Source organism: Pantoea sp. NGS-ED-1003, assembly GCF_000738765.1.
GTDB lineage: Bacteria > Pseudomonadota > Gammaproteobacteria > Enterobacterales > Enterobacteriaceae > Pantoea > Pantoea septica.
Genome location: NZ_JPQA01000009.1, coordinates 15169 through 40398, shown reverse-complemented (window position 1 = coordinate 40398; position 25230 = coordinate 15169). Strand labels below are relative to the sequence as shown.

General features: G+C 59.9%; 25 protein-coding genes and 2 tRNA genes. 12 read left to right on the top strand and 15 right to left on the bottom strand.

Going from position 1 to position 25230, the window contains the following annotated elements:
- Nucleotides 1-20: 20 nt before the first annotated feature.
- The gene (locus JS46_RS17515; RefSeq protein WP_033753672.1) at nucleotides 21-374 is read right to left on the bottom strand and encodes a YfeC-like transcriptional regulator; all 354 of its coding nucleotides are present in this window, start codon (nucleotides 372-374) and stop codon (nucleotides 21-23) included.
- Nucleotides 375-483: 109 nt separating this feature from the next.
- A complete protein-coding gene (locus JS46_RS17510; RefSeq protein WP_033753670.1) occupies nucleotides 484-1272 on the bottom strand; it encodes a formate/nitrite transporter family protein in 789 nt (262 codons plus the stop codon).
- Between the two features lie 354 nt (nucleotides 1273-1626).
- Between JS46_RS17510 and JS46_RS17505 the strand changes: the two genes are divergently transcribed.
- Together JS46_RS17505 and JS46_RS17500 are read left to right on the top strand one after the other, a co-directional pair.
- Nucleotides 1627-1702, top strand: a tRNA-Ala gene (locus JS46_RS17505).
- A 45-nt stretch (nucleotides 1703-1747) separates the two neighbouring features.
- A tRNA-Ala gene (locus tag JS46_RS17500) sits at nucleotides 1748-1823 on the top strand.
- A gap of 105 nt (nucleotides 1824-1928) precedes the next feature.
- On the opposite strand, the gene JS46_RS17495 is transcribed toward JS46_RS17500, so the two are convergent.
- From JS46_RS17495 to JS46_RS17475, 5 genes are all read right to left on the bottom strand, one after another.
- Nucleotides 1929-3542, bottom strand: coding sequence for a rhodanese homology domain-containing protein (locus tag JS46_RS17495; protein WP_033753668.1), 1614 nt, complete (start codon nucleotides 3540-3542; stop codon nucleotides 1929-1931).
- On the bottom strand, nucleotides 3535-4125 hold the full coding sequence (locus JS46_RS17490) for a cysteine dioxygenase (protein ID WP_033753666.1): 591 nt from the start codon (nucleotides 4123-4125) through the stop codon (nucleotides 3535-3537). Before JS46_RS17490 ends, JS46_RS17495 begins: the two co-directional genes overlap by 8 nt.
- Nucleotides 4122-5102 carry an ABC transporter substrate-binding protein gene (locus JS46_RS17485; RefSeq protein WP_033753664.1) on the bottom strand — a complete coding sequence of 327 codons (981 nt, stop codon included), beginning with the start codon at nucleotides 5100-5102 and terminating at the stop codon, nucleotides 4122-4124. Before JS46_RS17485 ends, JS46_RS17490 begins: the two co-directional genes overlap by 4 nt.
- The gene (locus JS46_RS17480; protein ID WP_033753662.1) at nucleotides 5102-6187 is read right to left on the bottom strand and encodes an LLM class flavin-dependent oxidoreductase; all 1086 of its coding nucleotides are present in this window, start codon (nucleotides 6185-6187) and stop codon (nucleotides 5102-5104) included. The genes JS46_RS17485 and JS46_RS17480 overlap by 1 nt, the downstream gene beginning before the upstream one ends.
- A gap of 187 nt (nucleotides 6188-6374) precedes the next feature.
- Nucleotides 6375-7565, bottom strand: a complete 1191-nt coding sequence (locus JS46_RS17475; RefSeq protein WP_033753659.1) for a NupC/NupG family nucleoside CNT transporter — start codon at nucleotides 7563-7565, stop codon at nucleotides 6375-6377.
- A 367-nt stretch (nucleotides 7566-7932) separates the two neighbouring features.
- On the opposite strand from JS46_RS17475, the gene JS46_RS17470 reads away from it, so the two are divergent.
- Together JS46_RS17470 and JS46_RS17465 are read left to right on the top strand one after the other, a co-directional pair.
- Complete coding sequence (locus tag JS46_RS17470) at nucleotides 7933-9171, top strand: Nramp family divalent metal transporter (RefSeq protein WP_033753656.1); 1239 nt, start codon at nucleotides 7933-7935, stop codon at nucleotides 9169-9171.
- A gap of 136 nt (nucleotides 9172-9307) precedes the next feature.
- Nucleotides 9308-9889 (top strand): NAD(P)H-dependent oxidoreductase, encoded by a 582-nt coding sequence (locus JS46_RS17465; RefSeq protein ID WP_033753653.1) that lies wholly within the window; start codon nucleotides 9308-9310, stop codon nucleotides 9887-9889.
- Nucleotides 9890-9943: 54 nt separating this feature from the next.
- Here the strand turns inward: JS46_RS17465 and JS46_RS17460 are convergent, their stop codons facing one another.
- Nucleotides 9944-10300: a DUF2502 domain-containing protein gene (locus JS46_RS17460; RefSeq protein ID WP_033753650.1), complete on the bottom strand. Its 357-nt coding sequence runs from the start codon at nucleotides 10298-10300 to the stop codon at nucleotides 9944-9946.
- A 171-nt stretch (nucleotides 10301-10471) separates the two neighbouring features.
- A complete protein-coding gene (mgrA, locus tag JS46_RS17455) occupies nucleotides 10472-11461 on the bottom strand; it encodes an L-glyceraldehyde 3-phosphate reductase (protein WP_033753647.1) in 990 nt (329 codons plus the stop codon).
- A gap of 216 nt (nucleotides 11462-11677) precedes the next feature.
- Here mgrA and JS46_RS17450 point away from each other — a divergent pair, with 216 nt between their 5' ends.
- Together JS46_RS17450 and glk are read left to right on the top strand one after the other, a co-directional pair.
- Nucleotides 11678-13330, top strand: a complete 1653-nt coding sequence (locus tag JS46_RS17450) for a thiamine pyrophosphate-binding protein (protein ID WP_033753644.1) — start codon at nucleotides 11678-11680, stop codon at nucleotides 13328-13330.
- Between the two features lie 157 nt (nucleotides 13331-13487).
- Nucleotides 13488-14453, top strand: coding sequence for a glucokinase (gene glk, locus JS46_RS17445; protein ID WP_033753641.1), 966 nt, complete (start codon nucleotides 13488-13490; stop codon nucleotides 14451-14453).
- An 87-nt stretch (nucleotides 14454-14540) separates the two neighbouring features.
- On the opposite strand, the gene JS46_RS17440 is transcribed toward glk, so the two are convergent.
- On the bottom strand, nucleotides 14541-15266 hold the full coding sequence (locus JS46_RS17440) for a LytTR family DNA-binding domain-containing protein (RefSeq protein WP_033753639.1): 726 nt from the start codon (nucleotides 15264-15266) through the stop codon (nucleotides 14541-14543).
- Nucleotides 15263-16954, bottom strand: coding sequence for a sensor histidine kinase (locus JS46_RS17435; protein ID WP_033754151.1), 1692 nt, complete (start codon nucleotides 16952-16954; stop codon nucleotides 15263-15265). The genes JS46_RS17440 and JS46_RS17435 overlap by 4 nt, the downstream gene beginning before the upstream one ends.
- 259 nt (nucleotides 16955-17213) lie before the next feature.
- Here JS46_RS17435 and JS46_RS17430 point away from each other — a divergent pair, with 259 nt between their 5' ends.
- Together JS46_RS17430 and alaC are read left to right on the top strand one after the other, a co-directional pair.
- Nucleotides 17214-17738 (top strand): GNAT family N-acetyltransferase, encoded by a 525-nt coding sequence (locus JS46_RS17430; RefSeq protein ID WP_033753636.1) that lies wholly within the window; start codon nucleotides 17214-17216, stop codon nucleotides 17736-17738.
- A gap of 118 nt (nucleotides 17739-17856) precedes the next feature.
- Nucleotides 17857-19092 (top strand): alanine transaminase, encoded by a 1236-nt coding sequence (gene alaC / locus JS46_RS17425; protein ID WP_033753634.1) that lies wholly within the window; start codon nucleotides 17857-17859, stop codon nucleotides 19090-19092.
- Nucleotides 19093-19132: 40 nt separating this feature from the next.
- Here alaC and ypdK read toward each other — a convergent pair whose 3' ends face one another.
- The 3 genes from ypdK to JS46_RS17415 form a co-directional block, all read right to left on the bottom strand.
- The gene (ypdK, locus tag JS46_RS24230; protein WP_102990980.1) at nucleotides 19133-19204 is read right to left on the bottom strand and encodes a membrane protein YpdK; all 72 of its coding nucleotides are present in this window, start codon (nucleotides 19202-19204) and stop codon (nucleotides 19133-19135) included.
- Between the two features lie 200 nt (nucleotides 19205-19404).
- Complete coding sequence (locus JS46_RS17420) at nucleotides 19405-20433, bottom strand: HlyD family secretion protein (protein WP_033753631.1); 1029 nt, start codon at nucleotides 20431-20433, stop codon at nucleotides 19405-19407.
- Nucleotides 20434-20437: 4 nt separating this feature from the next.
- Entirely contained in the window at nucleotides 20438-22042 is a 1605-nt protein-coding gene (locus JS46_RS17415; RefSeq protein WP_033753627.1) for an MFS transporter, read from the bottom strand.
- A 146-nt stretch (nucleotides 22043-22188) separates the two neighbouring features.
- Here JS46_RS17415 and JS46_RS17410 point away from each other — a divergent pair, with 146 nt between their 5' ends.
- From JS46_RS17410 to JS46_RS17395, 4 genes are all read left to right on the top strand, one after another.
- A complete protein-coding gene (locus tag JS46_RS17410; RefSeq protein ID WP_033753624.1) occupies nucleotides 22189-22974 on the top strand; it encodes an IclR family transcriptional regulator in 786 nt (261 codons plus the stop codon).
- A 6-nt stretch (nucleotides 22975-22980) separates the two neighbouring features.
- Nucleotides 22981-23433: a universal stress protein gene (locus tag JS46_RS17405; protein ID WP_033753620.1), complete on the top strand. Its 453-nt coding sequence runs from the start codon at nucleotides 22981-22983 to the stop codon at nucleotides 23431-23433.
- A 10-nt stretch (nucleotides 23434-23443) separates the two neighbouring features.
- Nucleotides 23444-24247, top strand: a complete 804-nt coding sequence (locus tag JS46_RS17400) for a hypothetical protein (RefSeq protein WP_033753617.1) — start codon at nucleotides 23444-23446, stop codon at nucleotides 24245-24247.
- Between the two features lie 254 nt (nucleotides 24248-24501).
- The gene (locus tag JS46_RS17395; RefSeq protein WP_033753614.1) at nucleotides 24502-24783 is read left to right on the top strand and encodes a membrane lipoprotein lipid attachment site-containing protein; all 282 of its coding nucleotides are present in this window, start codon (nucleotides 24502-24504) and stop codon (nucleotides 24781-24783) included.
- 81 nt (nucleotides 24784-24864) lie between these two features.
- On the opposite strand, the gene JS46_RS24755 is transcribed toward JS46_RS17395, so the two are convergent.
- Nucleotides 24865-24993 (bottom strand): hypothetical protein, encoded by a 129-nt coding sequence (locus JS46_RS24755; RefSeq protein WP_255351578.1) that lies wholly within the window; start codon nucleotides 24991-24993, stop codon nucleotides 24865-24867.
- Nucleotides 24994-25230: the final 237 nt, after the last annotated feature.

Genomic DNA, 25230 nt, shown 5'->3' with positions numbered 1-25230 from the left:
CGCAATGCTTCCGGTTTTTTTTATTCTTCGCTAATACCCAGCCGCTGCAGCACGCCTTTAATCCCTTCGCGTAAAATCATCGCGGCAAGAAGATCCTGCTCATTCTGTGTCATTTGCTGTACAGAACTTAATAGTAACGCAGGTAAAGAATTTTGTTGCGCAGTGTAGGAAGCGTTTGGCTCGTTCAGGTTACGCATGGACTGGATAAAGCTTTTCACGCGCTCGTCGATATGAATTAATCGCGCCTTACCGCCCTGTACGCCGGGCTTCGGCGTGGTGGTCCAGTTTTCGCGCTTGATCCATTTATTCACCGTTTGCCGACTGTAACCTGTTTCGTTCGCAAGCTCTTCGGGGGTTAACCATTCCTTTTTCACGATGCTGTCCCTGTTTAATACATTAGTTCTACATATTACAGCAAATCGTAACGCGTGAAAGTAAGAGGAAGGGAAATTGCCTTTTGCCTTGTGACAAAAGGCAAAAAAATTACTGCGCAGTGCCTACCGCTTCAGCGGAAGGACGGAAGGCGAGGAAGTAGGCGAGGCCGACAAATACCGCGCCGCCGACGCCGTTGCCCAGAAACACGGCCACGAAGTTCGGCAGATACTCCGCCCAGCTTAGCTGGCCGGCGAAAATAGCCGCAGGCACGATAAACATGTTGGCGACGACGTGCTGGAAGCCGATGGCAACGAAGGCCATAACCGGGAACCACATGCCGAAGATTTTCCCTACCACATCTTTACTGGCGAACGCCAGCCACACCGCCAGGCAAACCAGCCAGTTGCAGCCGATGCCGGAGATAAAGGCGTGCAGGAAGTCGGCGTGCACTTTCGCGCTGGCGATGGCGACGGTCTTCTTCAGGTAGTCGCCTTCAGTCATACCGAGCATATGGCCGAAGAACCAGGCGATGGCCAGGCTGCCGATAAAGTTGGCGATAGTGACCCAGAACCAGTTGCGCAGCACGGCGAAACCGCTGATGCGACGCGCAAACCAGGCGACCGGCATAGTCATCATATTGCCGGTCAGCAGTTCGCCGCCCGCCAGTACGGTCAGGATCAAACCCACCGGGAAGACGGCAGCGCCCAGCAGGCCGCCGAACGAGCCCCAGTCCGCCGGCAGCGAGTTAATCACATGCAGGTCAAGCAGAAAGCCGGTGGCGATAAAGGCGCCAGCCATAAAACCAAGAATTAATAACGTTGGAATAGAGGCGCGGCTTTTAGTGACGCCAGCCTGAATCGCCAGTTGAGCGATCTCTTTAGGTGAATGCAGCGACATAGTATCTCTAATATTATTGATAGTTGTGACAGGGATGGTGTTGTAATAAGGCGTGGGCAGCGATGACCACTTAATTAGCGGGCTAAGTTTTACACGGCTTTTAACGGAAAACAAGAAAAATCCTAAAGGCTGTTTAACCGTAATTTAACCTGACGCGACGGGCAAAGAGGGGGCGAGACGCCCTATTGTTTAACCTCTTCTTTCGCACTCAATAAAAGCGGCTGAAAACAGCGCGATGCGGGATTTGCCGCCTTTTTCAGCGATCAAACGCAGTTTTTGATTTTGCCGTTGACACCCTGAGGGCGGTTTCATATTATGCCGTCCGTCGAGAACATCCGACGGTTTTTTCGGTTCGGGGCTATAGCTCAGCTGGGAGAGCGCCTGCATGGCATGCAGGAGGTCAGCGGTTCGATCCCGCTTAGCTCCACCAAATCGCATCCCAACGATTTGGCACTGAAAAAACGATTCCAGATGTGGGGGTATAGCTCAGCTGGGAGAGCGCTTGCATGGCATGCAAGAGGTCAGCGGTTCGATCCCGCTTATCTCCACCATTTTCTTAGTCCTGATCTCTCAGGCAGCTTCTTAAATCATCTGCAAATCTTACGCAAGCATGGCTGCGCGCAAAAAAAGAGCGACATCGCTGCCGCCCTGTTTACTTACGCCGTTACGCTTTGCTTCTCCGGCTGCAGCACGCGAAAGCCATGCGTGCCGTCGCGGTCCAGCTGCGCCACCAGACCATACTCCCAGTCAAGATAGGCCTGCATTACCGCCGGTTCGATATCGGTGCCTTCATAGGGGCGGCGATAGCGATCGATGGCGGGGGAGAGCAGCGTCTCTTCGTTAGCGTCGGTCGGTAGCCCGGCGCTGCGCCAGGCGGCATTGCCGCCTTCCAGCACAAAGACCGGCTTACCGGTCAGCGTCGCCACCTGTTGCACGGCATAACCCGCCAGCAGGCTGCTGCCGCAGGTCAGGACATAGCGTTCGGCTGGCGGCAGCGCAGCCTTGCCCTGTTGTTGCAGCGTCGAGCGCAGTAGCCAGGCGGCGCCGGGGATATGACTTTTAACGTGGTTGGCGCGCGTGGTGAAATCCAGCACCTGAGTATCGCCCTGCTTTATCCAGTCGTTCAGCTGCTGCGGAGAGATCGTCTCGGCCACAGGCGCTGCCGGCACCTGCGCCGTCCAGCCGCCAGTGGCGCTGAAGTCCTGTGGTTGCAGCCCCTCCAGCACGGCGACTTCCCAGCCCATCTGCGCCAGCCAGGAGGCCGTTATGCTGGCGCGTACCCCGTCGTTGTCAGCCAGCACGATACGCGCGCCGCGCACGCTGGCGTAGTGATCGGTCTCCTGCACCAGCTGTCCGCCCGGCACGTGACGACTACCCGGCAGATGCCCGGCGGCGTACTCGTCGGCGTCGCGCACGTCGAACAGATAGGTCGTGCGCGCCTCCTGCCGCCAGTGCGCCAGCGTCGTCGCGTCGATGCGCGCCACCCCGGCGCGATCCGCCACCTGACGCGCCTGCGCCGCCGCATGACGCTGCGCGGTTTCGCTGACGGCGCCGTAGCGGCGGCTCTGCTGCTGCTCAAGCGCCAGACCGGCCAGCGCCCAGCCGATGGTGCCGTTGCGCAGCGCGTAGACCGGATTGCGGATGCCCGCGTTCACCAGCGTCTGGGTGCCGATAATGCTGCGCGTGCGGCCTGCGCAGTTGACGATCACCGTGGTAGCGGGAGAGGGCGCGATATCGCGCACGCGCAGCACCAGTTCGCCGCCCGGTACGCTGATGCTGCCGGGAATCGACATGGTGTGGTATTCATCAAAGCGGCGGGCGTCGAGCACCACCACGTCGGCTTTGTCGCGCAGCAGCGCATCGACCTCTTCGGCCGCCAGCGACGGCGTATGATTGTGGTGTTCCACCAGCTCGCCAAACGCCTTGCTCGGCGAATTCACATCGATAAACAGCTCGCCGCCCGCCGCCTTCCAGCCGGCCAGATCATCTTTCAGCAGCGTGATATTGGTGTAGCCCCAGGCCGCCGCGCGCTCCGCCGCCGTCTGCGCCAGCCCTTCGCCGTTGTCGTAAAGCGTAATCGCCGTATCGCGGCGAGGAAGGCGATCCAGCCACTCCAGCTCCAGCTTTGAGAGCGGAATGTTTACCGCGAACAGCGGATGCCCTTGCGCATAGAGCGCCTCGTCGCGTACGTCTACCAGCGCCACTTCCTGCTGCTGGCGCAGCGCCTGCTGAATCTCTGCGGCGTCGCGCAGAGGAAAAGTTTTAGCCATGTGAAAGATCCCAGATGTTAGGCAAGTAGCGATTGCTGTAGCCGGAGATAAAAGGTTTTTCGCTGCCGTCTTCGCGATAAACCGCCCGTTTGACCGCGCCGATATTGGCGCCGTAGACGTGAATGCTGACAGAGACGCGATCGTCGAAGGCGTTGCTGACGCGATGGATATCGCCGACGCGCGGCGAGACCGCGTCAATTTCGCCAGGTTCCAGACGAACCGGCGTGCCGTCCGCCGCCAGCGCGCCGTTTTCCGCTTTGAAGCCCTGCGACACTTCCGCGCCGCGCAGCATGCCGATCAATCCCCAGACGCGATGATCGTGCACCGGCGTCTGCTGGCCTGGCCCCCAGACAAAGCTCACCACCGAAAAGCGCTGCTGCGCGTCGGCATGGAGCAGATACTGCTGATAGTGCTGCGGATGCGGCTGGGCGAACGCCTCGTCCAGCCAGTCGTCGTGCAGCAGCAGCGGGCGCAGCAGCTCGCTGCCGCGCGCCAGAATAGTCGCCTCGTCCGGCTGCCGATCGAGCAGCGCGGCGAGCTGCGCCACAAAGTCGCGCAGCCGCTGGTGGTTAAGGTCGCTCACGATTTGTTCTCCTGATAGTGCCGCGCCACCTGATTGGCGCCGCTCGCCAGGCTGAAATCGAAGGCGTCGCTGACGTTGACCGCCTTCGGCAGCACCTGATAGCGATGGAAAAAGTCGGCGGATTTCTGCAGCGTCGCGATAAGCGAGGGATCGAACACCAGCGGGCGAATGCGCGCGTCGTCGATCCAGCTGCTGGTGATGGCGGTCGGCATATTCAGCGTCTTGCTCAGCGCCTGGGCGAGCGGCTGCGGATGCTGCGCCGCCCAGACCTGCGCTTTCGCCAGCCGCGTCAGCAGATCGGCGATAGCTTTACGCTTCTCCGGATTGGCCAGCGCCTCTTTGCGCGCCAGCGCATAGGAGTAGCCCGACATAATGCCGTTGCCGCCGCCCTGCGGCACGCGCACCGTGCCGTCGATTTGGGTCGAGGTGGCGATATAGGGCTCCCACGGCGCCCAGGCGGAAACCGCGCCGGAGGTCAGCGCCGCGCGACCATCCACCGGGCCGAGGAAGCGCAGCGTCACCTCATCGGGTTTCAGGCCGGCGCGTTCCAGCAGGCCCAGGATCAGATAGTGTCCCCAGCCGCCGCGGTTGACGGCGATCTGCTTGCCTTTCAGATCCTTCAGGCTCTGGATCCCGGCGTCGGGACGCGTCAGCAGCGCGATGCTGTCGGGGTTGTTCTGCCAGGCGCCGACCGCTTTAACCGGCGCCCCTGCGGCATAGACGAACAGAAAGGGCAGGTCGCCGGTAAAGCCGACGTCCAGCGCCCCCGCATTCAGCGCCTCCTGCACCGGCGCGCCGGAGTCGAAGGCGGTGAGCTTCAGATCGTAAGGCAGATTATCGAGCTCGCCGGAGGCTTTCAGCGAGGCGAAGCGATCCCCTTTGACATCGCCGAGCCGCAGCGTCACTTTTTCAGCGGCGAAAGCGGAGTTGAGGCTCAGCGCCAGCGCGACGCCGGCGAACAGGGCGGCGAGACGCATCAGGCGCTCCTCTTAACGCGCGTCAGCGCGGCGACTTTTTCGCGCGTCAGCGGCAGCAGCTCGCGGCCGTACTCAACTGCGTCGTTTAGCGGATCGAAGCCGCGGATCAGCACGCTGTCGATGCCCAGGTTGTAGTAATCCAGCAGTGCGTCGGAGACCTGATCCGCCGTGCCCACCAGCGCGGTGGAGTTGTAGCCGCCGCTCACCAGCTTCGCGACGCCGGTCCACAACACTTTATCGTGGCGGTCGCCTGCGTTAGCCGCCGCCAGCAGGCGCTGTGCGCCGACGCTCTGCGGTTTTGGCAGGCCGAAGGTGTAGCCCGATTCGGCCAGCTGCTTCTGCGCCGTTTGATAAATGTGTTCCGCGCGTTCCCAGGCCTCTTTCTCGGTCTTGCCGATAATCGGGCGGAAAGAGATATTGAATTTAATGTCGCGGCCTCTTTTCGCGGCAGCGGCGCGCACGGTTTGCACGGTTTCCGCCGCGCCCTGCAGCGGCTCGCCCCACAGCGCGAAGACGTCGGCGTGACGCGCGGCGACCTCGATCGCCTCCGGCGAAGAGCCGCCGAAGTAGACCGGCAGCTTGCTCTGCAGCGGCTTGATGGCGGAAAAAGCCTGTTCAGCCTGGTAAAACTCGCCTTTATGGTCCCAGGCTTCCGCCGAGGTCAGGCTCTTGTTCAGCACGTGGAGAAATTCGTCGGTACGCGCGTAGCGTTCCGCCTTGTTGAGGAAGTCGCCGTCGCGGCGTTGTTCGCTGTCGCTGCCGCCGCTGATGATATGCACCGCCAGTCGTCCGTCGGTCAGGTGATCGAGCGACGCCAGCTTGCGCGCCGCCAGCGTCGGCGAGACGAAGCCGGGACGGTGCGCCAGTAAAAATTTAATGCGCGAGGTGTTCGCAGCGGCGTGCGCCGTCACTAAAAAACCGTCTGGTTGATCGGACCAGTAGCCCACCAGAATCCGATCGAATCCCGCCTCTTCGTGGGCGCGAGCGAAATCGGCTATATAGTTTTTATCGAATAACGGCCCGCTGGCCGGAATGATTTCAGAGGCCAGACGATGGCCGATCATGCCCAGAAATTGAATGCTCATGCGCTTCTCCCGATGTTGAGTAATGAAAAAACTACGGGGCGACGGGCAGGAGATGAAATTCGATATTGTGCAAAGGATTTGCGGGAATCGGGGAAGGGCGGCGCCGCGCGGCTGAGACGGCGCGGCAGGCGTTATATCAAGCAGGAATAATTAAGAATAAGGGCGAGAACCCGTCTCGCCCTTCTTATCAGAATGCCAGCACCAGTCCGGCGATAGCGGCGGAGAGCACGCTGACCAGCGTGGAGCCGTAGAGCAGTTTCAGGCCGAAGCGCGACACCACGTTGCCTTGCTCTTCGTTCAGACCCTTAATGGCGCCGGCGACGATGCCGATAGACGAGAAGTTGGCGAACGAGACCAGGAACACCGACAGGATGCCTTCAGAGTGCGGCGAAATCTGGCCCGCCAGCTTCTGCAGATCCATCATCGCGACGAACTCGTTGGAAACCAGCTTGGTGGCCATAATGCTGCCGACCTGCAGCGCTTCATGAGCCGGCACGCCCATCACCCAGGCGAACGGATAGAAGACGTAGCCCAGCACGCCCTGGAAGCTGATGCCGAAGATAACATCGAACAGCGCGTTCAGGCCAGAAATCAGCGCGATAAAGCCGATCAGCATCGCCGCGACGATAATCGCCACGCGGAAGCCGGCGAGGATATATTCGCCCAGCATCTCAAAGAAGCTCTGGCCTTTATGGATATCCTGCAGCTGCAGATCCTCTTCGCTGTCGACGCGGTAAGGGTTGATCAGCGACAGCACGATAAAGGTGCTGAACATGTTAAGCACCAGCGCGGCGACCACATACTTCGGCTGCAGCATGGTCATATAGGCGCCGACGATCGACATGGAAACGGTCGACATCGCGGTCGCGGCCATAGTGTACATGCGGCGCTGCGACATTTTGCCGAGGATATCCTTATAGGCGATAAAGTTTTCTGACTGTCCCAGAATCAGAGAGCTGACGGCGTTAAAGGATTCCAGCTTGCCCATGCCGTTAATTTTAGACAGCACGGTGCCGATACCGCGGATCACCCACGGCAGAATGCGGAAGTGCTGCAGAATGCCGATCAGCGCGGAGATAAAGACGATCGGGCAGAGCACGTTCAGGAAGAAGAAGGCGAGGCCTTTGTCATTCATGTTGCCGAACACGAAGTTGGTGCCTTCGCCCGCATACTTGAGCAGATGATCGAACAGGCCGGCGAAGCCCTTCACGAATCCGAGACCCGCCTCGGAATTGAGGAAGAACCACGCCAGCAGCACTTCAATGACCAGAAGCTGGACAATGTAGCGAATACGAATACTTTTACGGTCGTGGCTGACGAGTAACGCCAGCACGCCTACCACCACCAGTGCTAAAAGGAAGTGCAAAATATGGGACATGCTTGCTCCAGATTTGAGGAGGGTTGTAATTTGCTGCGTATTCTATGTAACGCGTTACTTAAAAACGAGATCAAATCCACATTATAAGGATTCGCTATCACCCCTTTTCTCAGAAAACTCTCACCAGTCACAGCCTGTTCACAAATTGTTCACGCCTAATATCCACAAATTTATTGTCTATAATATGTCCGAAGCGTAGAGTGAGATGCATTGCACATTTTTTAGCAAGTCTCGCTTTACCGTAAGGTATAGCAATGGCTATACTTTATAGCATCATCTATCACAACGATAACGATAACCTCATTTCACTTGCCGCGATCAGGCCATAAGCTGCCATGGTTAAACGCGTTCAGACAGGTAGAGAAATATGTTTGAGAGCCGTACCGCCGAGCGCGCCGCTCGCGGAGCCCGAAAAATCAAGCTCGCGCTGCTGGGGCCGGCCTTTATCGCCGCCATCGGCTATATCGATCCAGGCAACTTCGCCACCAATATTCAGGCGGGCGCAGCCTATGGCTATAAGCTGCTGTGGGTGGTGGTCTGGGCCAATATCATGGCGATGGTCATACAGCTGATGTCCGCCAAGCTCGGTATCGCCACCGGTAAAAATCTGGCTGAGCATATTCGCGATCGCTTTCCGCGTCCGGCGGTCTGGTTCTACTGGGTGCAGGCGGAAATCATCGCCATGGCGACCGATCTGGCGGAATTTATCGGCGCGGCGCTCGGCTTTAAGCTGCTGCTCGGCATTTCGCTGCTGCAGGGCGCGGTGTTGACCGGCGTGGCGACCTTTCTGATCCTGATGCTGCAAAGCCGCGGCCAGAAGCCGCTGGAGCTGGTGATCGGCAGCCTGCTGCTGTTCGTGGCGGCGGCCTATATCGTCGAGCTCTTCTTTTCCCAGCCGAAGGTCAGCGAGCTGGTGACCGGCATGGCGCTGCCGTCATTGCCCACCTCCGAGGCGGTCTTCCTGGCGGCCGGCGTACTGGGCGCGACCATTATGCCGCACGTCATCTATCTTCACTCGGCGCTGACGCAGGGCGGCGAAAGCGGCAACAAAAGCCAGCGCTACTCCTCCACCAAGCTGGATGTGGCCATCGCCATGACCATCGCCGGTTTTGTTAATCTGGCGATGATGGCGACCGCCGCCGCCGCGTTCCACTTCAGCGGCCACAGCGGCATCGCCGAACTGGATCAGGCCTATCTGACGCTGACGCCGCTGCTTGGCCATGCGGCGGCGACGGTATTCGGCCTGAGCCTGGTCGCAGCGGGCCTCTCCTCTACCGTGGTAGGCACCCTGGCCGGTCAGGTCGTGATGCAGGGCTTTATCCGCTTTCATATTCCGCTCTGGGTACGCCGTCTGGTCACTATGCTGCCCTCATTTATCGTGATTATGGCGGGCTGGGATCCGACGCGCATTCTGGTTATGAGCCAGGTGCTGCTGAGCTTCGGCATCGCGCTGGCGCTGGTGCCGCTGCTCTCCTTTACCGGCAACCGCGAGATTATGGGCGAGATGGTCAATTCGCGCCTGATGCAGAACGCCGGTCGCGCCATCGTGGTGCTGGTGGTGGCGCTCAACGCCTATTTGCTGATTGGCGAAATCCTCGACCTGTAAAGGCTGCTGAAAGCTGGCCCGATCTATCCCGGGCCAGCTTCGTTTTTAACCTCCCGTGCCGCCGCCTTAACCGTCCGCCTCAACTCATCTACTCTCGATATGCAGCCGTTTTCTCTTCTCTTACAGGAGTCAGGATATGCATGCACTGGTAGTGGTCGCCCATCCCGATCAAGATTCTTTTACCCACGCCGTCGCGCGAACGCTAACCAGCGAGATTCGCGCGCCGCACACGTTTGAAATCGCCGACCTGATAGCAGAGGGCTTCGATCCGCGCTACGCCGCTGCCGATCTCGCGCTGTTTCGCAGTGAGGCCGCGCCGCCCGCCGATGTGCTGGCCGAGCAAAAACGCATTGACGGCGCCGATGCGCTGGTGCTGGTTTATCCCGTTTACTGGTGGTCGTTTCCCGGCGTGCTGAAAGGCTGGATCGATCGCGTCTTTACCCACGGCTGGGCATATGAAGAGACGCCCGACGGCAAAATCGATAAAAAGCTGAGTCGTTTGCAGGTACATCTGCTGGGAATCGGCGGAGCGAATCTGCGCACCTATGCGCGGCGCGGCTATTATGCCGCGATGCGCACGCAGATCGACGAGGGCATTTTTGACTATGTCGGCGCAGCGGTGAAAACGTCGGAGCTGATCTTGCTGCCTGACGCCGACTCGCCGGAGGCACATCTGAAAACGGCGCGGCAAATCGGACATCGGCTGTTCGCGGAGTAAAGGCCGCTTTGCGCGCGCTATCGCGCAGCGGCCTTTAGCCGTGCCGCCGCGTCATCAGTGATGGTGGTGGTCGTGACGATCGTGGCGGTCGTGGCGGTCGTGATGGCGCTGCGCTTCGCGCCAGTGGTGGCGACGTTCGCGTTCATGCCAACGTCGCTCGCGCTCCCACTGCTGATGACGGCGCCACTCTTCATGGCGCCACCAGCGATGGTTGTTGTACTGATAGCGGTCGTTCCACCAGCGTGGCTCGCGCCAGCGGCCGCCGTCCCAGTAATAGCCACGGCGATCCTGGTCTCCCAGGTGCAGCGTTACGCCCGGCGCCAGGCTGATAGAGGCACCGTCAGCCTGAGCGCTGTGGATCGCCAGAGGCGACAGGCAGGTCAGCAAAGCAGCAAAAATAGCAAATTTCATCTTATTCTCCTTATCAGCGACAGTGCCGCTGCGATGCAGGCGTGAAGCCCGCGCATTGCTTGTGTGGCAAGTTGAGTGTCGCTGACAATTGTGAGGAAAATCGGAAGAAAAAGGGGATTGAGACAATTCTGTTCGCAGCAATGCCCGGCGCGGCGGCCGGGCAGGCAAAGATTAAATCAGCACGCCTTCGATAGCGGAGAGCTCGGCGATGGTAAAGTGGCGATTGGCCAGCATCTCCACCGCGTCGTCGATTTGCGCGGTTTTGCTGGCGCCGATCAGCACAGAGGTGACGCGCGCGTCGCGCAGCGTCCACGCCAGCGCCATCTGCGCCAGCTTCTGGCCGCGCTGCTGCGCAATCTCATTCAGCTTGCGCACTTTCTCCATCTTCTCGTCGGTAAGCTGATCTTCACGCAGGAACTTGCTGCCGCTCGCCACGCGCGAATCGTCGGGAATACCCTGCAGATAGCGGTCGGTCAGCACGCCGCCCGCCAGCGGAGAGAAGGCGATGCAGCCGACGCCGTTGTCGCCAAGCGTTTCCAGCAGGCCGTTTTCCGGGCCGCGTTCAAACATCGAATAGCGCGGCTGATGGATCAGGCAGGGCGTGCCGAGATCGCGCAGGATGGCAATCGCTTCCGCCGCGCGATCCGCCGGATAGTTAGAAATAGCGGCATAGAGCGCTTTACCCTGGCGCACCACCTGATCCAGCGCGCGCATGGTCTCTTCCAGCGGCGTTTCCGGATCCGGACGATGGTGATAGAAGATGTCCACATACTCCAGCCCCATGCGCTTCAGGCTCTGATCGAGGCTGGAGATAAGGTATTTCCGCGAGCCCCAGTCGCCGTACGGGCCGTCCCACATGGTGTAGCCCGCTTTGGTGGAGATCACCAGCTCGTCGCGAAAGGCGCGAAAGTCTTCGCGCAGGATGCGGCCGAAGTTCTCTTCCGCCGAACCCGGCGGCGGGCCGTAGTTGTTGGCCAGGTCAAAATGGGTAATGCCGCGATCGAATGCGTGGCGCAGCAGCTCGCGGCTGTTGTCGACGCGCGTGTTGTCGCCAAAGTTGTGCCACAGGCCAAGCGAAATTGCGGGCAGCTTTAGCCCGCTGCGGCCGCTGCGGCGATATTCCATCTGCTGATAACGACCGGGATGCGGAAGGTAGGTCATACGGCTTTCCTGTCAAAGGGAAGAATTTTCAAGCGCAAGGATAGCAGTGTATGCGTTTACACACAGTCACAATGGATCGCAGATCGCATACTTACAGAATAATCCCCCATCGTAACGCCGGGTTGCCAATTTTTTGTTCAGTCGATTGCGCTGCTTTCTCGCCGCTTTGGCAGCATAGCGGATACTCAAACCAGACACTGGTGAAAGGAGTGGCATATGCAACGCTTTACCGTAGGAGATTATCTGCTGGCGCGCCTTCAGGAGATCGGCGTCGGTCATCTGTTTGGCGTGCCGGGCGACTATAACCTGCAGTTTCTCGATCGCGTGATCGCCCATCGGGATATCGGCTGGGTCGGCTGCGCCAACGAACTCAACGCAGCCTATGCGGCGGACGGTTATGCGCGCTGTCGCGGCGCGGCGGCGTTGCTGACCACCTTCGGCGTCGGCGAACTGAGCGCCATCAACGGCACGGCCGGCAGTTTCGCCGAATATCTGCCGGTGATCCATATTGTGGGCGCGCCCGCAAGCGGGGCGCAAAAGCGCGGCGACTGCGTGCACCATACGCTGGGCGACGGCGACTTCCGTCACTTTCTGCGCATGGCGGGCGAGGTCAGCGCAGCGACGGCGCAGCTCAGCCCGGGCAACGCCACGGCGGAAATCGATCGGGTGCTGGCCACGGCGATGCGCGAACAGCGGCCGGGCTACCTGATGCTGGCGGTCGATGTCGCGGAGGCCGAGGTGGCGCCGCCCGCCGCGCCGCTCGACGCCGCGCCGGGTTCCAGCGAACAGGCGCGCCAGGCGTTTCGCGCCGCCGCCGAACGGCTGCTGCAACCGGCGCGGCGGGTGGCGCTGCTGGCTGATTTTCTCGCCGCGCGCTGGCGGCGGCAGGCGGCGCTGGCCCGGCTGCGTCGGCTGCGCGCCGTTCCCTGCGCCACGCTGCTGATGGGCAAAGGCGTGCTGGACGAGCGCCAGCCGGGCTACGTCGGCACTTACGCCGCTGCGGGCAGCGAGCCCGGCATCTGCGAGCTGATTGAGCAGACCGATGTAACAATCTGCGTCGGCGTGCGCTTCACCGATACTCTGACGGCGGGCTTTACCCAAAATTTTACCGCCTCGCAGCTGATCGATCTGCAGCCTTTCGCCGCCAGCGTTGCCGGGGAGCGCTTCGGGCCGCTCAACATGGCGGATGCGCTAAGCGAGCTGGAGGCGCTGTTCGCGCGCTACGGCGCGGGCTGGGCGCTGGCGCCGCAGGTGCAGCCGGTCGAGACGGCAGACGCGCGCGACAATATCAGCCAGAGCGCTTTCTGGCAGGCGATGCAGCGCTTTCTCCAGCCAGGCGACATTATTCTCGCCGATCAGGGCACCGCCGCATTCGGCGCGGCGGCGCTGCGCTTGCCCAGCGGGGCGCAGCTGGTGGTGCAGCCGCTCTGGGGCTCCATTGGCTATACTCTACCGGCAGCCTTCGGCGCGCAGACCGCCGCGCCCGCGCAGCGGGTGATCCTGATTACCGGCGACGGCTCGGCGCAGCTGACTATTCAGGAGCTGGGATCGATGCTGCGCGACGGGCAAACGCCGATTATTTTCCTGTTGAACAATGAGGGCTATACGGTGGAGCGCGCCATCCACGGCGCAACGCAGCGTTATAATGATATCGCGCAGTGGAACTGGACCGCGCTGCCGCAGGCGCTTTGTCTGCATGGACAGGCGCAGAGCTGGCGCGTCACCGAATGTGTGCAGCTGGATGAGGTAATGGCGCGTCTGCAGGCGCCCGACTACCTGACGCTGGTCGAGGTCGTGATGCCTAAAGACGATCTGCCGCCGCTGTTGCATAAAGTGACGGCTTGCCTCGCGCAACGCAACGGAGGGTAAGATTCGGAGTGTTGCCGCTGTCAAGCGGCTTGCCGGACGGGTAGGCTGTGCTCACCACCTTCAACGCTCGTCTTTTGTCGCGGCGAGCGTTGTTGTTTTACCGGCAGACTTTTATAGTGTCCTGCATCTTAGGGACCCCAAGCGGAGCAACAAAAGAATGACAACTTATGCCCTGGTCGGCGACGTCGGCGGCACCAACGCCCGACTCGCCCTGTGTGAGGTGGAAACCGGCAGCATCTCCCAGGCCCAAACATTCTCAACTTCAGATTATGACAGCCTCGAAGCCGTCATCCGCCACTATCTTGGCGAGCAGCTGCAAAACGTTAAAGACGGCTGCATCGCCATTGCTTGTCCTATCACGGAAGACTGGGTCGAAATGACCAACCATGACTGGGCTTTTTCCACCAGCAAAATGAAAGCCAGCCTTGGCTTCGATCATCTTGAAATCATTAACGACTTCACCGCCGTTTCCATGGCGATCCCTATGCTGAAGGCTGAGCATGTGATTCAGTTCGGCGGCGGCGAGCCGGTGAAGGATAAGCCTATCGCGATTTACGGCGCGGGCACCGGCCTGGGCGTCAGCCATCTGGTGCACGTCGACCGTCGCTGGGTCAGCCTGCCAGGCGAGGGCGGCCACGTTGACTTCGCCGCCAACAGCGATGAAGAAGATTTGATTCTGGAAGTGCTGCGCGCCGAGCTGGGCCACGTTTCCGCAGAGCGCGTGCTTTCCGGCGCCGGTCTGGTGAACCTCTACCGCGCTATCGTGAAGGCGGATAACCGCGTGCCGGAAAACCTCAAGCCGAAGGATGTCTCTGAACGCGCGCTCGCCGATAGCTGCACCGACTGCCGTCGCGCGCTGTCGCTGTTCTGCGTGATTATGGGACGTTTTGGCGGCAATCTGGCGCTGAATCTCGGCACCTTCGGCGGCGTCTATATCGCCGGCGGCATCGTGCCGCGCTTCCTGGAGTTCTTTAAGGCTTCCGGCTTCCGCGCCGCCTTTGAGGATAAAGGACGCTTCCGCGACTACGTTTCCCGCATTCCGGTCTATATGATCACCCACGATCAGCCTGGCCTGCTGGGCGCTGGCGCGCATCTGCGGCAGACGCTGGGGCGTATTCTGTAGCGTCTATCAAAACGGCCTGCGGGCCGTTTTTTTATTTGCTCTCCGCTGCATATCACCCGCTGGCTGGCATTTACGCGAACTGTTTTTCTACAGGCGCATCAGCTCGCGAAAGCGTTTTACTTTGCTGCGGCTGACCGGCACCTGAAACGCCAGATCGCGCAGTTTCAGCAGGTAGGTATTGTTAAACCAGGGTTCGATCTCAGAGATTTTGCTCAGGTTCACGCAGTAAGAGCGATGACAGCGGAAAAAGCGCTGCTCCGGCAAACGGGCGCAGAATTCGCTGATGCTCATCGACATCACATAGGCCTCGCGCCGCGTATAGACGAACGTCAGCTTCTCATGCGCCTCCACGTAATAGATATCGTCAATGTCGGTCACGATAATGCGCTCATCCTTCACCAGATTCACCGTCTGCGGGCCGTGGTCGACCGGCGTCTGGGCGACGCTCTGCTGCTGCCCGACCGCTTCCAGCTTGTTAAGCATGGTGACGATGCGCGCTTCGTGATAGGGTTTGAGAATATAGTCAAAGGCTTCCAGCTCGAAAGCCTCTACCGCATGATCTTTCCAGGCGGTGATAAACACAATCAGCGGCCGCTGCGCGAACTGGTGAATATTTTGCGCCAGCAGCATGCCGTCCAGCGACGGGATATTGATATCGAGAAAAATGACGTCGACCCGATGCTGCTGCAAATATTTCAGCACCTCCAGGCCGTCGTCGAAACAGGCCTCGATCTCAATCTTGCTGTGCTGCTGGATCATCCAGCTCAGTTCCTGCTGCGCCAGAAATTCGTCTTCGACAATAATGGCTTTCATTGCACGCTCTCCGCGACGGCAAGCGGCGACTCGGTTAGCAACTCTCCGCTTTTGCTCAGGGTAAAGGCGATTTCGGTGCCGGGCTGCAGCCGGGTAATGTCGAGCCCCTGACCGGTCAGCAGTTTGACGCGGTGATGCACATTCAGCAGGCCGATCTTATTGCCCGGCATCTCATTATTCGCCACGCGACGCATCACTTCGTCGCTGATGCCCGGCCCGGTGTCGCGCACGGCGATACGCACCCGATCGCCGCAGGCCTTAACGCTGAGCGTCACCACGCCTTTGCCGCGGCAGGGCTGAATGCCGTGCACGATGGCGTTCTCCACCAGCGGCTGGATCAGCAGGCTGGGCAGCGAAAAGTGAAGATCGTCGTCAATGTCGTAGATCATCGACAGCTTGTCGCCAAAACGCGCCTGTTCGATGGCGATATAATCTTTTACCTGCCACAGCTCGCGTTTGATATCGATCGTCTCGTCGTCGTTAAGCTCAAGGTTGTAGCGCAGATAGCGGGAAAGGTTAATCACCAGCTGGCGCGCCGTATCGGGATTAAGGCGGATAGAGGAGTTGATGGCGTTCAGCGCGTTAAAGAGAAAATGGGGATTGATTTTGCTCTGCAGGGCGCGCAGTTCCGCTTTATTCGCCATTTCGCGCAGCTGCTCGGCGCGCGATACCTCCAGCTGGGTCGAGATCAGCTGCGACAGGCCGATCGCCATCTCTTTCAGCGAGCCGGTAATGCGGTGCGCGCGGCGATAGTAAATCTTCAGGGTGCCGGTAACTTTGCCTTGCTCACGCAGCGGAATAACGATCATCGAATGAATATCCCTGGTGCGATGCGCCTCATCGTTGTTCTTGATGATGATTTTTCCGCTGGCCATCGCCTGCGCGGTGGTGGGGCTAATGCCGTCGTCGCCGTTCTGGTAGTTCTGCTCGCCGTAGCCGACGTAGGCGAGAATATGGGTCTTGTTGGTAATAGCGACGGCGTCGGCGTTGATATCGTCACAGATAATGGTGCAGATGCGGCGCAGCGAGTCGCTGTTGACGTCGCGAAACAGCGGCAGGGTTTTATTGGCTATCTCCAGCGCCAGCTTGGCCTGTCGCGCCGCAATCGCCTCTTTTTCGCCTTCGACGCTCTGCACCAACAGCACAATCAGGCCGATGCTCGACGCGCCGAGGATCATCGGCAGCGCAATCTCCGACACAATCGCCAGGCCAAGCGACATCGGCTTCGCCCACAGCACGATCAGCAGCATGGTGAGGCTTTCGCACAGCATGCCGCCGATGATGCCGACGCGCCAGCGCTGCGCTTTGGGCACGCGGCGGTTAATGGCGCCGGCCACGCAGCCCGCAATAATGCTGGTGATCAGGCAAGGTACCGAGGTGACGCCGTGAATGTCGATCAGAAAACGGTGCAGCCCGGCGATCGCGCCGGTGACGATGCCGACCCAGGGGCCAAACAGGATGCCGCCGGCCATCACCGCGATCACCCGCACGTTCAGCAGCGAGCCGTCGACGTGAATGCCCGACCAGGTGCTGAAAAGCGCAAACAGCGAAAAAATGGCAATAACGGCCGCTTTCTCCAGCGGCGCATGTTCATCTTTTTGCAGCAGCTGGCGGAAAAGCCGGGTGCGGGTCAGGAAGAAGAGGCAGATCAGCATCAGGGCGGCGCGGTCAAACACCGCCAGCAGCATATCGAAGTGAGAGATCACAGCCAGCCTTCAGGTCATAACAGAGAGAGGCCTATGATAAAAAATGTGATCGCGATGCGCCAGTGTGCAAAAAGAGTGAGCGCTTCCTTCATGTTGTGGATCAATTTTCATGGCTGAAATGGTAAAAAGGGGAAACCTGAGTCGTAAAACAGGGAAGGTTTTTCATTCGCCGCTGGCGGTGAGCCGATAGTGTTTTTTTATTCAGACAGCCGTTATGGCTATCTGCACCGGGAGTAATTTCATGCAGTTAATCACGCCGCGTCTTACCCTCACCACCCTTAAGCCCGAAGACTGGCTGCTGTTCCGTGCCGTGCATGAAGACGTGGCCACCATGACCTGGGTCAGCGAAATTCCTGACGAGGCGGATTTGCGCCAGCGCTTCAACGAACGCCTCGCGCCCTGGCAGGTCAGCAGTTTTCATATGCTCTGCGTGGTGGCGCGCCTGCGCGACAGCGGCGAGCCGATCGGCCTGTTCGGCTGCAGCCCGGAATGGCAGCCTTATCGTCAGGCGGAGGTCGGCTATATGCTGCTGCACCGGTTCTGCGGCCAGGGGTACGGCAGCGAAGCGCTGGCCGGACTGAGCGACTTTCTGCTGAAAGCGGGTTTCCATAAGCTCAAGGCGATGGTGGTAGAAGGAAATGTGGCGTCGCGGCGTATTCTGGAGAAGAATGGCTATGTGCTTGAGGGGACCTTGCGGGATAATTATCTGCTAAACGGCGAATGGGTGAACGATTGGGTGTTTGGCCGCCTGAATCCCGCAGATTAAAAAAATTTTATTCTCCTCTCGACAAGCGCGCGATCGCCGCGTTAAGGTCTTTTTTCGGTCACGGTTGTGACCTGCGTCGCTCGGACGGTCCGGGCGCTTACGTATTCAAGAGGACATTATGGCTGACAACAGCACACCCCGTCGTTTCTCGCGTATCGATCGCCTTCCCCCCTATGTATTTAACATTACCGCTGAGTTGAAGATGGCTGCGCGTCGGCGCGGCGAAGATATCATCGACCTCTCGATGGGGAATCCTGACGGCCCTACGCCGCCGCATATCGTGGAAAAACTTTGCCAGGTGGCGCAGCGTGAAGACACGCACGGCTACTCAACCTCGCGCGGCATTCCCCGCCTGCGCCGCGCCATTTCGCGCTGGTACGCCGAGCGCTATCAGGTAGAGATCGATCCTGAATCCGAAGCTATTGTCACTATCGGATCGAAAGAGGGGCTGGCGCACCTGATGCTGGCGACGCTCGATCACGGCGATACCGTGCTAGTGCCGAATCCCAGCTATCCCATTCATATCTACGGCGCGGTGATCGCCGGCGCGCAGGTGCGTTCGGTGCCGCTGGTGGCGGGCGTCGATTTCTTCGCCGAGCTGGAGCGGGCGATCCGCGAAAGCTATCCGAAGCCGAAAATGATGATCCTCGGCTTTCCGTCGAACCCCACTGCGCAGTGCGTCGAGCTGGACTTTTTCGAACGGGTTATCGCGCTGGCGAAACAGTATAACGTGCTGGTGGTGCACGATCTCGCCTACGCCGATATCGTCTACGACGGCTGGAAAGCGCCTTCGATTATGCAGGTGCCCGGCGCGCGCGACGTGGCGGTAGAGTTTTTCACGCTGTCAAAAAGCTACAATATGGCGGGCTGGCGCATCGGTTTTATGGTGGGCAACAAAGAGCTGGTCGCCGCGCTGGCGCGCATCAAAAGCTATCACGACTATGGCACCTTTACGCCGCTGCAGGTGGCGGCCATCGCCGCGCTGGAGGGCGATCAGCAGTGCGTGCGCGACATCGCCGAGCAGTACAAGCGTCGCCGCGACGTGCTGGTCAAAGGGCTGCATGAGGCGGGCTGGATGGTGGATAACCCCAAAGCCTCAATGTATGTCTGGGCGAAAATTCCCGATCGCTACGCCGCGCTCGGCTCGCTGGAGTTCGCCAAAAAGCTGCTGCAGGAGGCGAAGGTGTGCGTGTCGCCGGGCGTCGGCTTCGGCGACTATGGCGATACCCATGTGCGTTTCGCGCTGATAGAAAACAGCGATCGCATTCGGCAGGCGGTGCGGGGCATTAAGGCGATGTTTCGCGCGGACGGCATTTTGCCGGGCAGCGTAAAAGCGGTAGAAGAAGCAGAGTAAAGCAAAGCGGGGCGACAGCACTGTCGCCCCCTGGCTGGCGCTACAGCATCAGCACGAATGTGCCGAGCCAAAGCAGCGCAAAGAAAGAGATTCCCATCAAGGCGTATTTCACAAACAACTCCTCTGAGCGGTTACGACGATAGCGATCCCAGGCCAGCGCAACGCGAACAGAATGAGAAAAACGCATCAGGTCATCATCGCCTCAGGCATTTTCTCAGGTCGTTCCGAGTAACTCAGAACAGGATCGAACGCTAATTTACGCGTAATTGATCCTAAAATAAATAGCACCAGTGTGAGAGATTCATCACGTTTTTACTCTACTTCAATCTCCGGGATCGCCGACATACCAACCCGCAGCTGCGACAGGTCGGGCTGGTCCGTATCCAGCACGATTTTAACCGGAAGGCGCTGGACGACCTTAGTATAGTTACCTGTCGCATTATCGGGCGAAATTGCCGAGAAGGTCGCGCCGGTCGCGGGCGCGATGCTGTCGACATGGCCGGTGAAATGCTTGCCCGGTAGCGCATCAATGGCGATCTGCACCCGCTGTCCCTGGCGCACATCGCTGAGCTGCGTCTCCAGGAAGTTCGCCGTGATATAGGTCTGCTGCAGCGGCACCACCGCCAGCAGCCGCGTCCCGGCGGAAACGTAGGCGCCGACGCGCGCCGCGCGCTGGCCCACCATGCCATCTACCGGCGCGACGATGCGCGTATAGGAGAGGTTCAAACGCGCCTGATCCACGCTCGCCTGCGCGGCCGCCACGTCCGCCCGCGCCTGACGCACCGCCGCCTGCAGTACGCCTGTCTCTTTCATCGCGGAAGCCACCGCCGCCTGGCTCTGACGCACCGTCGCCGCGGCGGAGCGCTGGGTCGAGCTGGCCTTCTGCTGGTCGTCGGCGGCGATAATGCCGCTTTTATACAGGCGGTTATAGCGATCGGCGTTCTGACCGGCATACTGCGCGGTCGCCTGGCTGGCCGCCAGGGTCGCTTTTGACTGCTCGATGGCCGACTGCTGCTGCTCCAGCTGCGCCTGGCTGCTGAGCAGTTTCGCCTCGCTGACCTGCAGATCCGCCTCGGCGCTCTCGAGCGCCACGCGATAATCGCGATCGTCCAGCGTCGCCAGCACGTCGCCCGCTTTCACCTGCTGGTTATCCTGCACCTTCACCTCGGCGATATAGCCTGACACTTTCGGCGCCACCAGCGTGTAGTCGGCGTTGACGTAAGCGTCGTTGGTGCGGTGATCGTTGCCGGTCAGGGTAGACCAGATAAAAAACGCGATGGCCAGCAGAACCAGCAACAACAGGCTCAGCAGCACGGTTTTTCTCATTACTAAAGCACGCATAATCTTATTTTCTCGATGTCGAAGAGGCAGGTTGAATCAGGGTTTGCGGCGGCCAGACGCGCTTAGGCAGCCAGGCCGTCAGCAGTAATAGCAGCACGGCGAAGGCGATCAGCAGCAGCCAGCTGTCGCTCAGACCGAGCACGGTGGCCTGATGGCGTACCAGCGTGGCGAAGCCGCTCAGGTTCTCGCTGCTGCTGACGCTGCCGTCCATTAGCAGCGGATGGCTGGCGCTGGCGTCGGCGCTGCTCGGCGCGCTCATCAGCCAGGGACGGCTGGCGGCCTGGTCCAGCAAAATGTTGGAGTGGACCTTCTCGCGGTGGCTAAGGAAAACCTCCACCAGCACCGAGGCCGCGACGCTGGAGAAGCCGCGCACGGTATTAAACATCGCCGAGGCGAAGGGGCCTTCCGGCGGCGCCACCACGCTGGTGGCGCTCATCAGAATCGGCAGGATCACCATCGGCTGCCCGAACGCCTGCAACATTTGCAGCGTCCAGAAGTTCTGGCGCGCCCAGTCGCTGGTGATCTGCGCGCTGAGCAGGCAGGCGGTAATCAGCAGCGCGACGCCCGCTGCCAGCACCCAGCGGCAGTCGATCCAGCGGATATTCAGCAGCGCGGCGATCAGCGGCGCGATCAGCAGCTGCGGCAGGCCGACGGTTAACGCCAGCGGCGCGAACTGCAGGGTGCGGAAGCCCTCTACCTGACCAAAGTAGGCGGAGGGCAGCGCCGAGCCGGAGAGCGAGAGGATCAGCACGGTCGCCAGCGCCAGCAGGCCGTGCGTCAGATTGCGGCGCGACAGCATCTGCAGCCGAAACAGCGGCAGCGGGTGAAACCATTCGTTGATCAGAAACACCAGCAACAGCGGGGCGGCGGCCAGCAGCATGGCGGCGATCAGCGGCGACTCGAACCAGTCCAGCCGTTCGCCCTGGGTGAGGGCCAGCACCAGCAGCGCCATGCCGCTGCATCCGGTGAGCATGCCGAACAGGTCAATCTGCTTAAAGCGCTCGAGGCGCAGCGGATCCTGCGGCAGGCCCCAGCCGAACAGCAGCATGGCGAGCAGCATCAGCGGCACTACCTGCCAGAAGACAAACATCCAGCTGACGTCGTCCGTCCAGAACGCCGCCAGCGAGGCGGCCATATTGGGGCCGAAGGTGGCCGTGAGCGCATAGCCGCCCAGCCCGTAGAGCTTAAGCGGCGGCGGCAGAAAGCGCAGCGCCACTGTCATCAGCATCGGCGGCAGCGCGCCGCCGAACAGCCCCTGCAGCACGCGCAGGGCGATAAAGCAGCCGGGCGAAGGCGCCAGCGGCAGCAGAATGCCGCACAGCATAAAGCCGGTCGATACCGTTAGCGAAAAGCGGCGCAGCGAGAAGGTAACGGCAAACCAGGGCGCAATCATCATCGCCGCCACTTCGGCGGCCTGATAGGCCGAGACGATCCAGCTGCCCTGGTCGTAGCTGACGCCGATGGCGGCGCGAATATCCGCCAGCGCGATATCGGTGACGCGGTCGTTAAGGCCTGAGGTCAAGGCGGCGATAAGCACGCCGACCAGGCCCAGCGCCAGGCGAAGCGTAAAGGGGTGCGGCGTCGGCGCAGCAGCAGGCTGAGCGTTCATAGCAGGTTTCTCATTATTATGATGCAGTGTATTGCGATGTGATACAGGCTGCGATTTTACATTTCGATATGCTGTATTGCAATGTGGTACATGCTGTAAATCGTGCCTTTTTCGCGGTAGAGTAGGGCAGCTGAAAAGGACGACTCATGGCAAAACTTCCATCCAGTCGCGAGGATGAAAAATCGGGCGGTATCCAGGTGATCGCCCGCGCGGCAAAAATTCTTAACGCGCTGGGAGAGCACCCCGGCGGCATGAGCCTGGGCGAAATCGCGCAGGCGGTGGATCTGCCGCGCTCTACGGTGCAGCGCATCGTCGCCGCGCTCGATAACGCCCAGCTGGTGCGCAGCAGCGGCGCAGGCGGGTTGCGGCTTGGTCCGGCGCTGCTGAAACTGATCTCCAGCGTGCATACCGACGTCGTCGATCTGGTGCGACCCAAGCTGGAAGCGCTCTGCGCGGCGACCAATGAAACGGTTTCGCTGTCGCGCGCCAGCGGCACGCAGCTGACTATCATTCACCACGTGGTGGCGTCGCGCGAACTGCGCGTGGTGCCGCGCATGGGGCTGAACCTGCCGCTCTACAGCACTTCCGGCGGCCGCGCGCTGCTGGCGCTGGAGTGCGATGACGACGTGCGCCTGATGGTGGGCGAAGCCTACCGCGAGCTAACGGACAAAACCGTCAAAACGCTGCCGCAGCTGATGGCGCTGATTCATGAGGTGCGTAAAACCGGCATCTCCTACGATCGCGGCGAAACCCTTGAAGGTATCTCCACCATGGCGGTGGCGCTGGATACGCTGTTCGGCCGTTTCTCTGTCTCTCTGCTGGTGCCCACGTCGCGTTTTCAGAAAAACGAAGCGGCATATCGCGAAGAGATGCTCAGATGCAAAGAGGCGCTGATACGCGAAATCGGCAAAACTGCCGCTGTTGAAGGATAAACTCTGATGAAAACACTGCTGATGGCTGTTGATAATTCGCCGGTTGCCCAGAAGGTGATCGCCACGGCGATAGAGGAAGCGCTGGCGCACAAGGCGCAGGTTGTGGTGCTCTGCTGTGTCGATCCCGCGTACTCCTCCTGCAACCAGCCGATTGATATTACCGCCGGCGAAGATCCGGAAGATTTCGCCATGGCGCAGGATGAGCAGAACACCGCCGAGCTGGTGGTGCGTCACGCGCTGGCGCCGCTGCTGCGCGCCGGAGTTGACGCGCGCGGGCTGATCGTCGCGGGCGAAGCGGCGGATACTATCGTCGCTCAGTCGCACCAGCTTAACGCGCAGATGATCATTATGGGGCGGCGTCATCTCTCCTCTTTTAACCGCCTGCTAAAGGGCTCGGTGAGCGCGGCGGTGATCGAGCGCGCCCACTGCCCGGTATTAATCGACGTTCGTAAGGATTGAGCAACTTCGCATGACCTCGCTGTGGATCGTCACGCTGGCCGCCTTCGCGCTGCTGGCGCTTATCATCATTGTTCTGATTAAAACCACCCGGCTGCGCGCCTGGCAGGGCGTCGTACTCTTCCTGCTGCCGCTGCTGCTGGCGAACCTGCTCTGGTTCAGCTGGCTGAAGCCGCAGCAGCAGCGCGCCGCGCAGCAGCAGGCGGCGATCGACTATCTGGCGCAAACGCCAGGCTACCGCGTGCTGCAAACGCAGGAGCCGGCACTGTGGCAACTGCTGGTGCAGGAGCTGCAGCTCAAGCTGCGTCTCGGCGAAACGCCGCAGCAGGCGACAGGCGAGCTGCGCGGCTGGCTGGCCGACCTGATTAATCAGCGGCTGATGCGCGCGCCGGATGCGGCCGTGGTCAACTATATCCGCGCCTCGGTCAATGCGATGCAGGCGCTGGGCCAGCGCGATCCGCAACTCTGCTTCCGCTTTCTTTATCCGCAGGTGAGCGGCGGGGTGAATCTGGTGAAAACGCTGTCGCCGGCGCTTAACGCACAGGACGCGGCGGCGATGGAACAGCTCTTGCTGTCGAGTCGCGGCGCCGATTTGCCGGTGGATCAGCCACAGGCGCAGCAGGATCTGCAGCGCATCGTGGCGACGCTCTATAAGAAGTGGGGCGACAAGCTGCAGCAGCTCAATATGCCTGCCGACACCGCGGTCGATCGCTCCTCTATGTGCGCGATGTCTGTCGATCTCTACAGCGCCATCCTCGCATTGCCGGACAAACACGCTGCGAACCTGTTGCGTAGAATGGTGGCTCTCTCTGGCTGACAGGCGAAAAAAAGCCCGCTTAGCGCGGGCTTAAAACCAATCTGAATGTCTTCTTGGGCATAACCTGGTGTGGTGCAGACGCTGTTTTGTCTGAGGGCATCTTCTCACCCTTTTAGCGATAGAGATAACCGTTTGGTAATATCACTTTAATCGGTGAAAACTTACATTTGTGGCGTCAGGTTGGGCAGTTTTCCGATAGCCGGCGCCAGCGCTGCGGCTTAAACTGCCGCAGCAACGAGAGGAAGAAAGAAAAAATGAAATCAATTATCGTCGGCGCGACGGCGCTGTTATTGCTGACCGGCTGTAGCGTCAGCAAACCCGGGGGCTTTGAACGCGTAGATGAAGATCCGAGCGCAAATACGGTGCAGTACCGTTACGATCCGCAGAAATTAAATCGAGATGCGATGGAGCTGGATCTGGCGGATTATTGCGGCAAGAAAGGATTTGATAAGGTGGAAGCGCTAACCCCGCAGGAGAGTCATATTCCTGGGCTGAAAACCAGCTGGTTTCAGTGTAACTACGCGCTGAAAAGCTAATCGAGTTAAATAGTAAAATGAGCGGGTAATATCCCGCCCTTTTTTTATTTTATTATCTTATGCTGTGTGAAATCTTTGCCCTTAGCGGTGATGATGCCAGCCATGCCCGCCGCCGTGATGCCAGCCGCCGCCATGACCTCTGTCGATAATGCACCCGCTCAGCATAGAGATAACGGCAAAAACGGTGGCAACTTTAACGATTTTTTTCACAGAAAGTTCTCCTCTTTTCCGATAGGTACGACATTACGCCGGAATAGTGGAGTGATGATGCAGTGAATGTAGAGTTATTTAGAGAGATATTACGGGATATTTCAGAGCCAGGTCTGAGTAGAGAGGGATTTAATAAGCCTATCGGAACCGGCTGAATAAAAACGATTATCGGCAAGATAATTCTGAAAAGCAAGCGCGGCGTTTTTACCCGCTGGAGCGAATTCAGACTAAAGTATG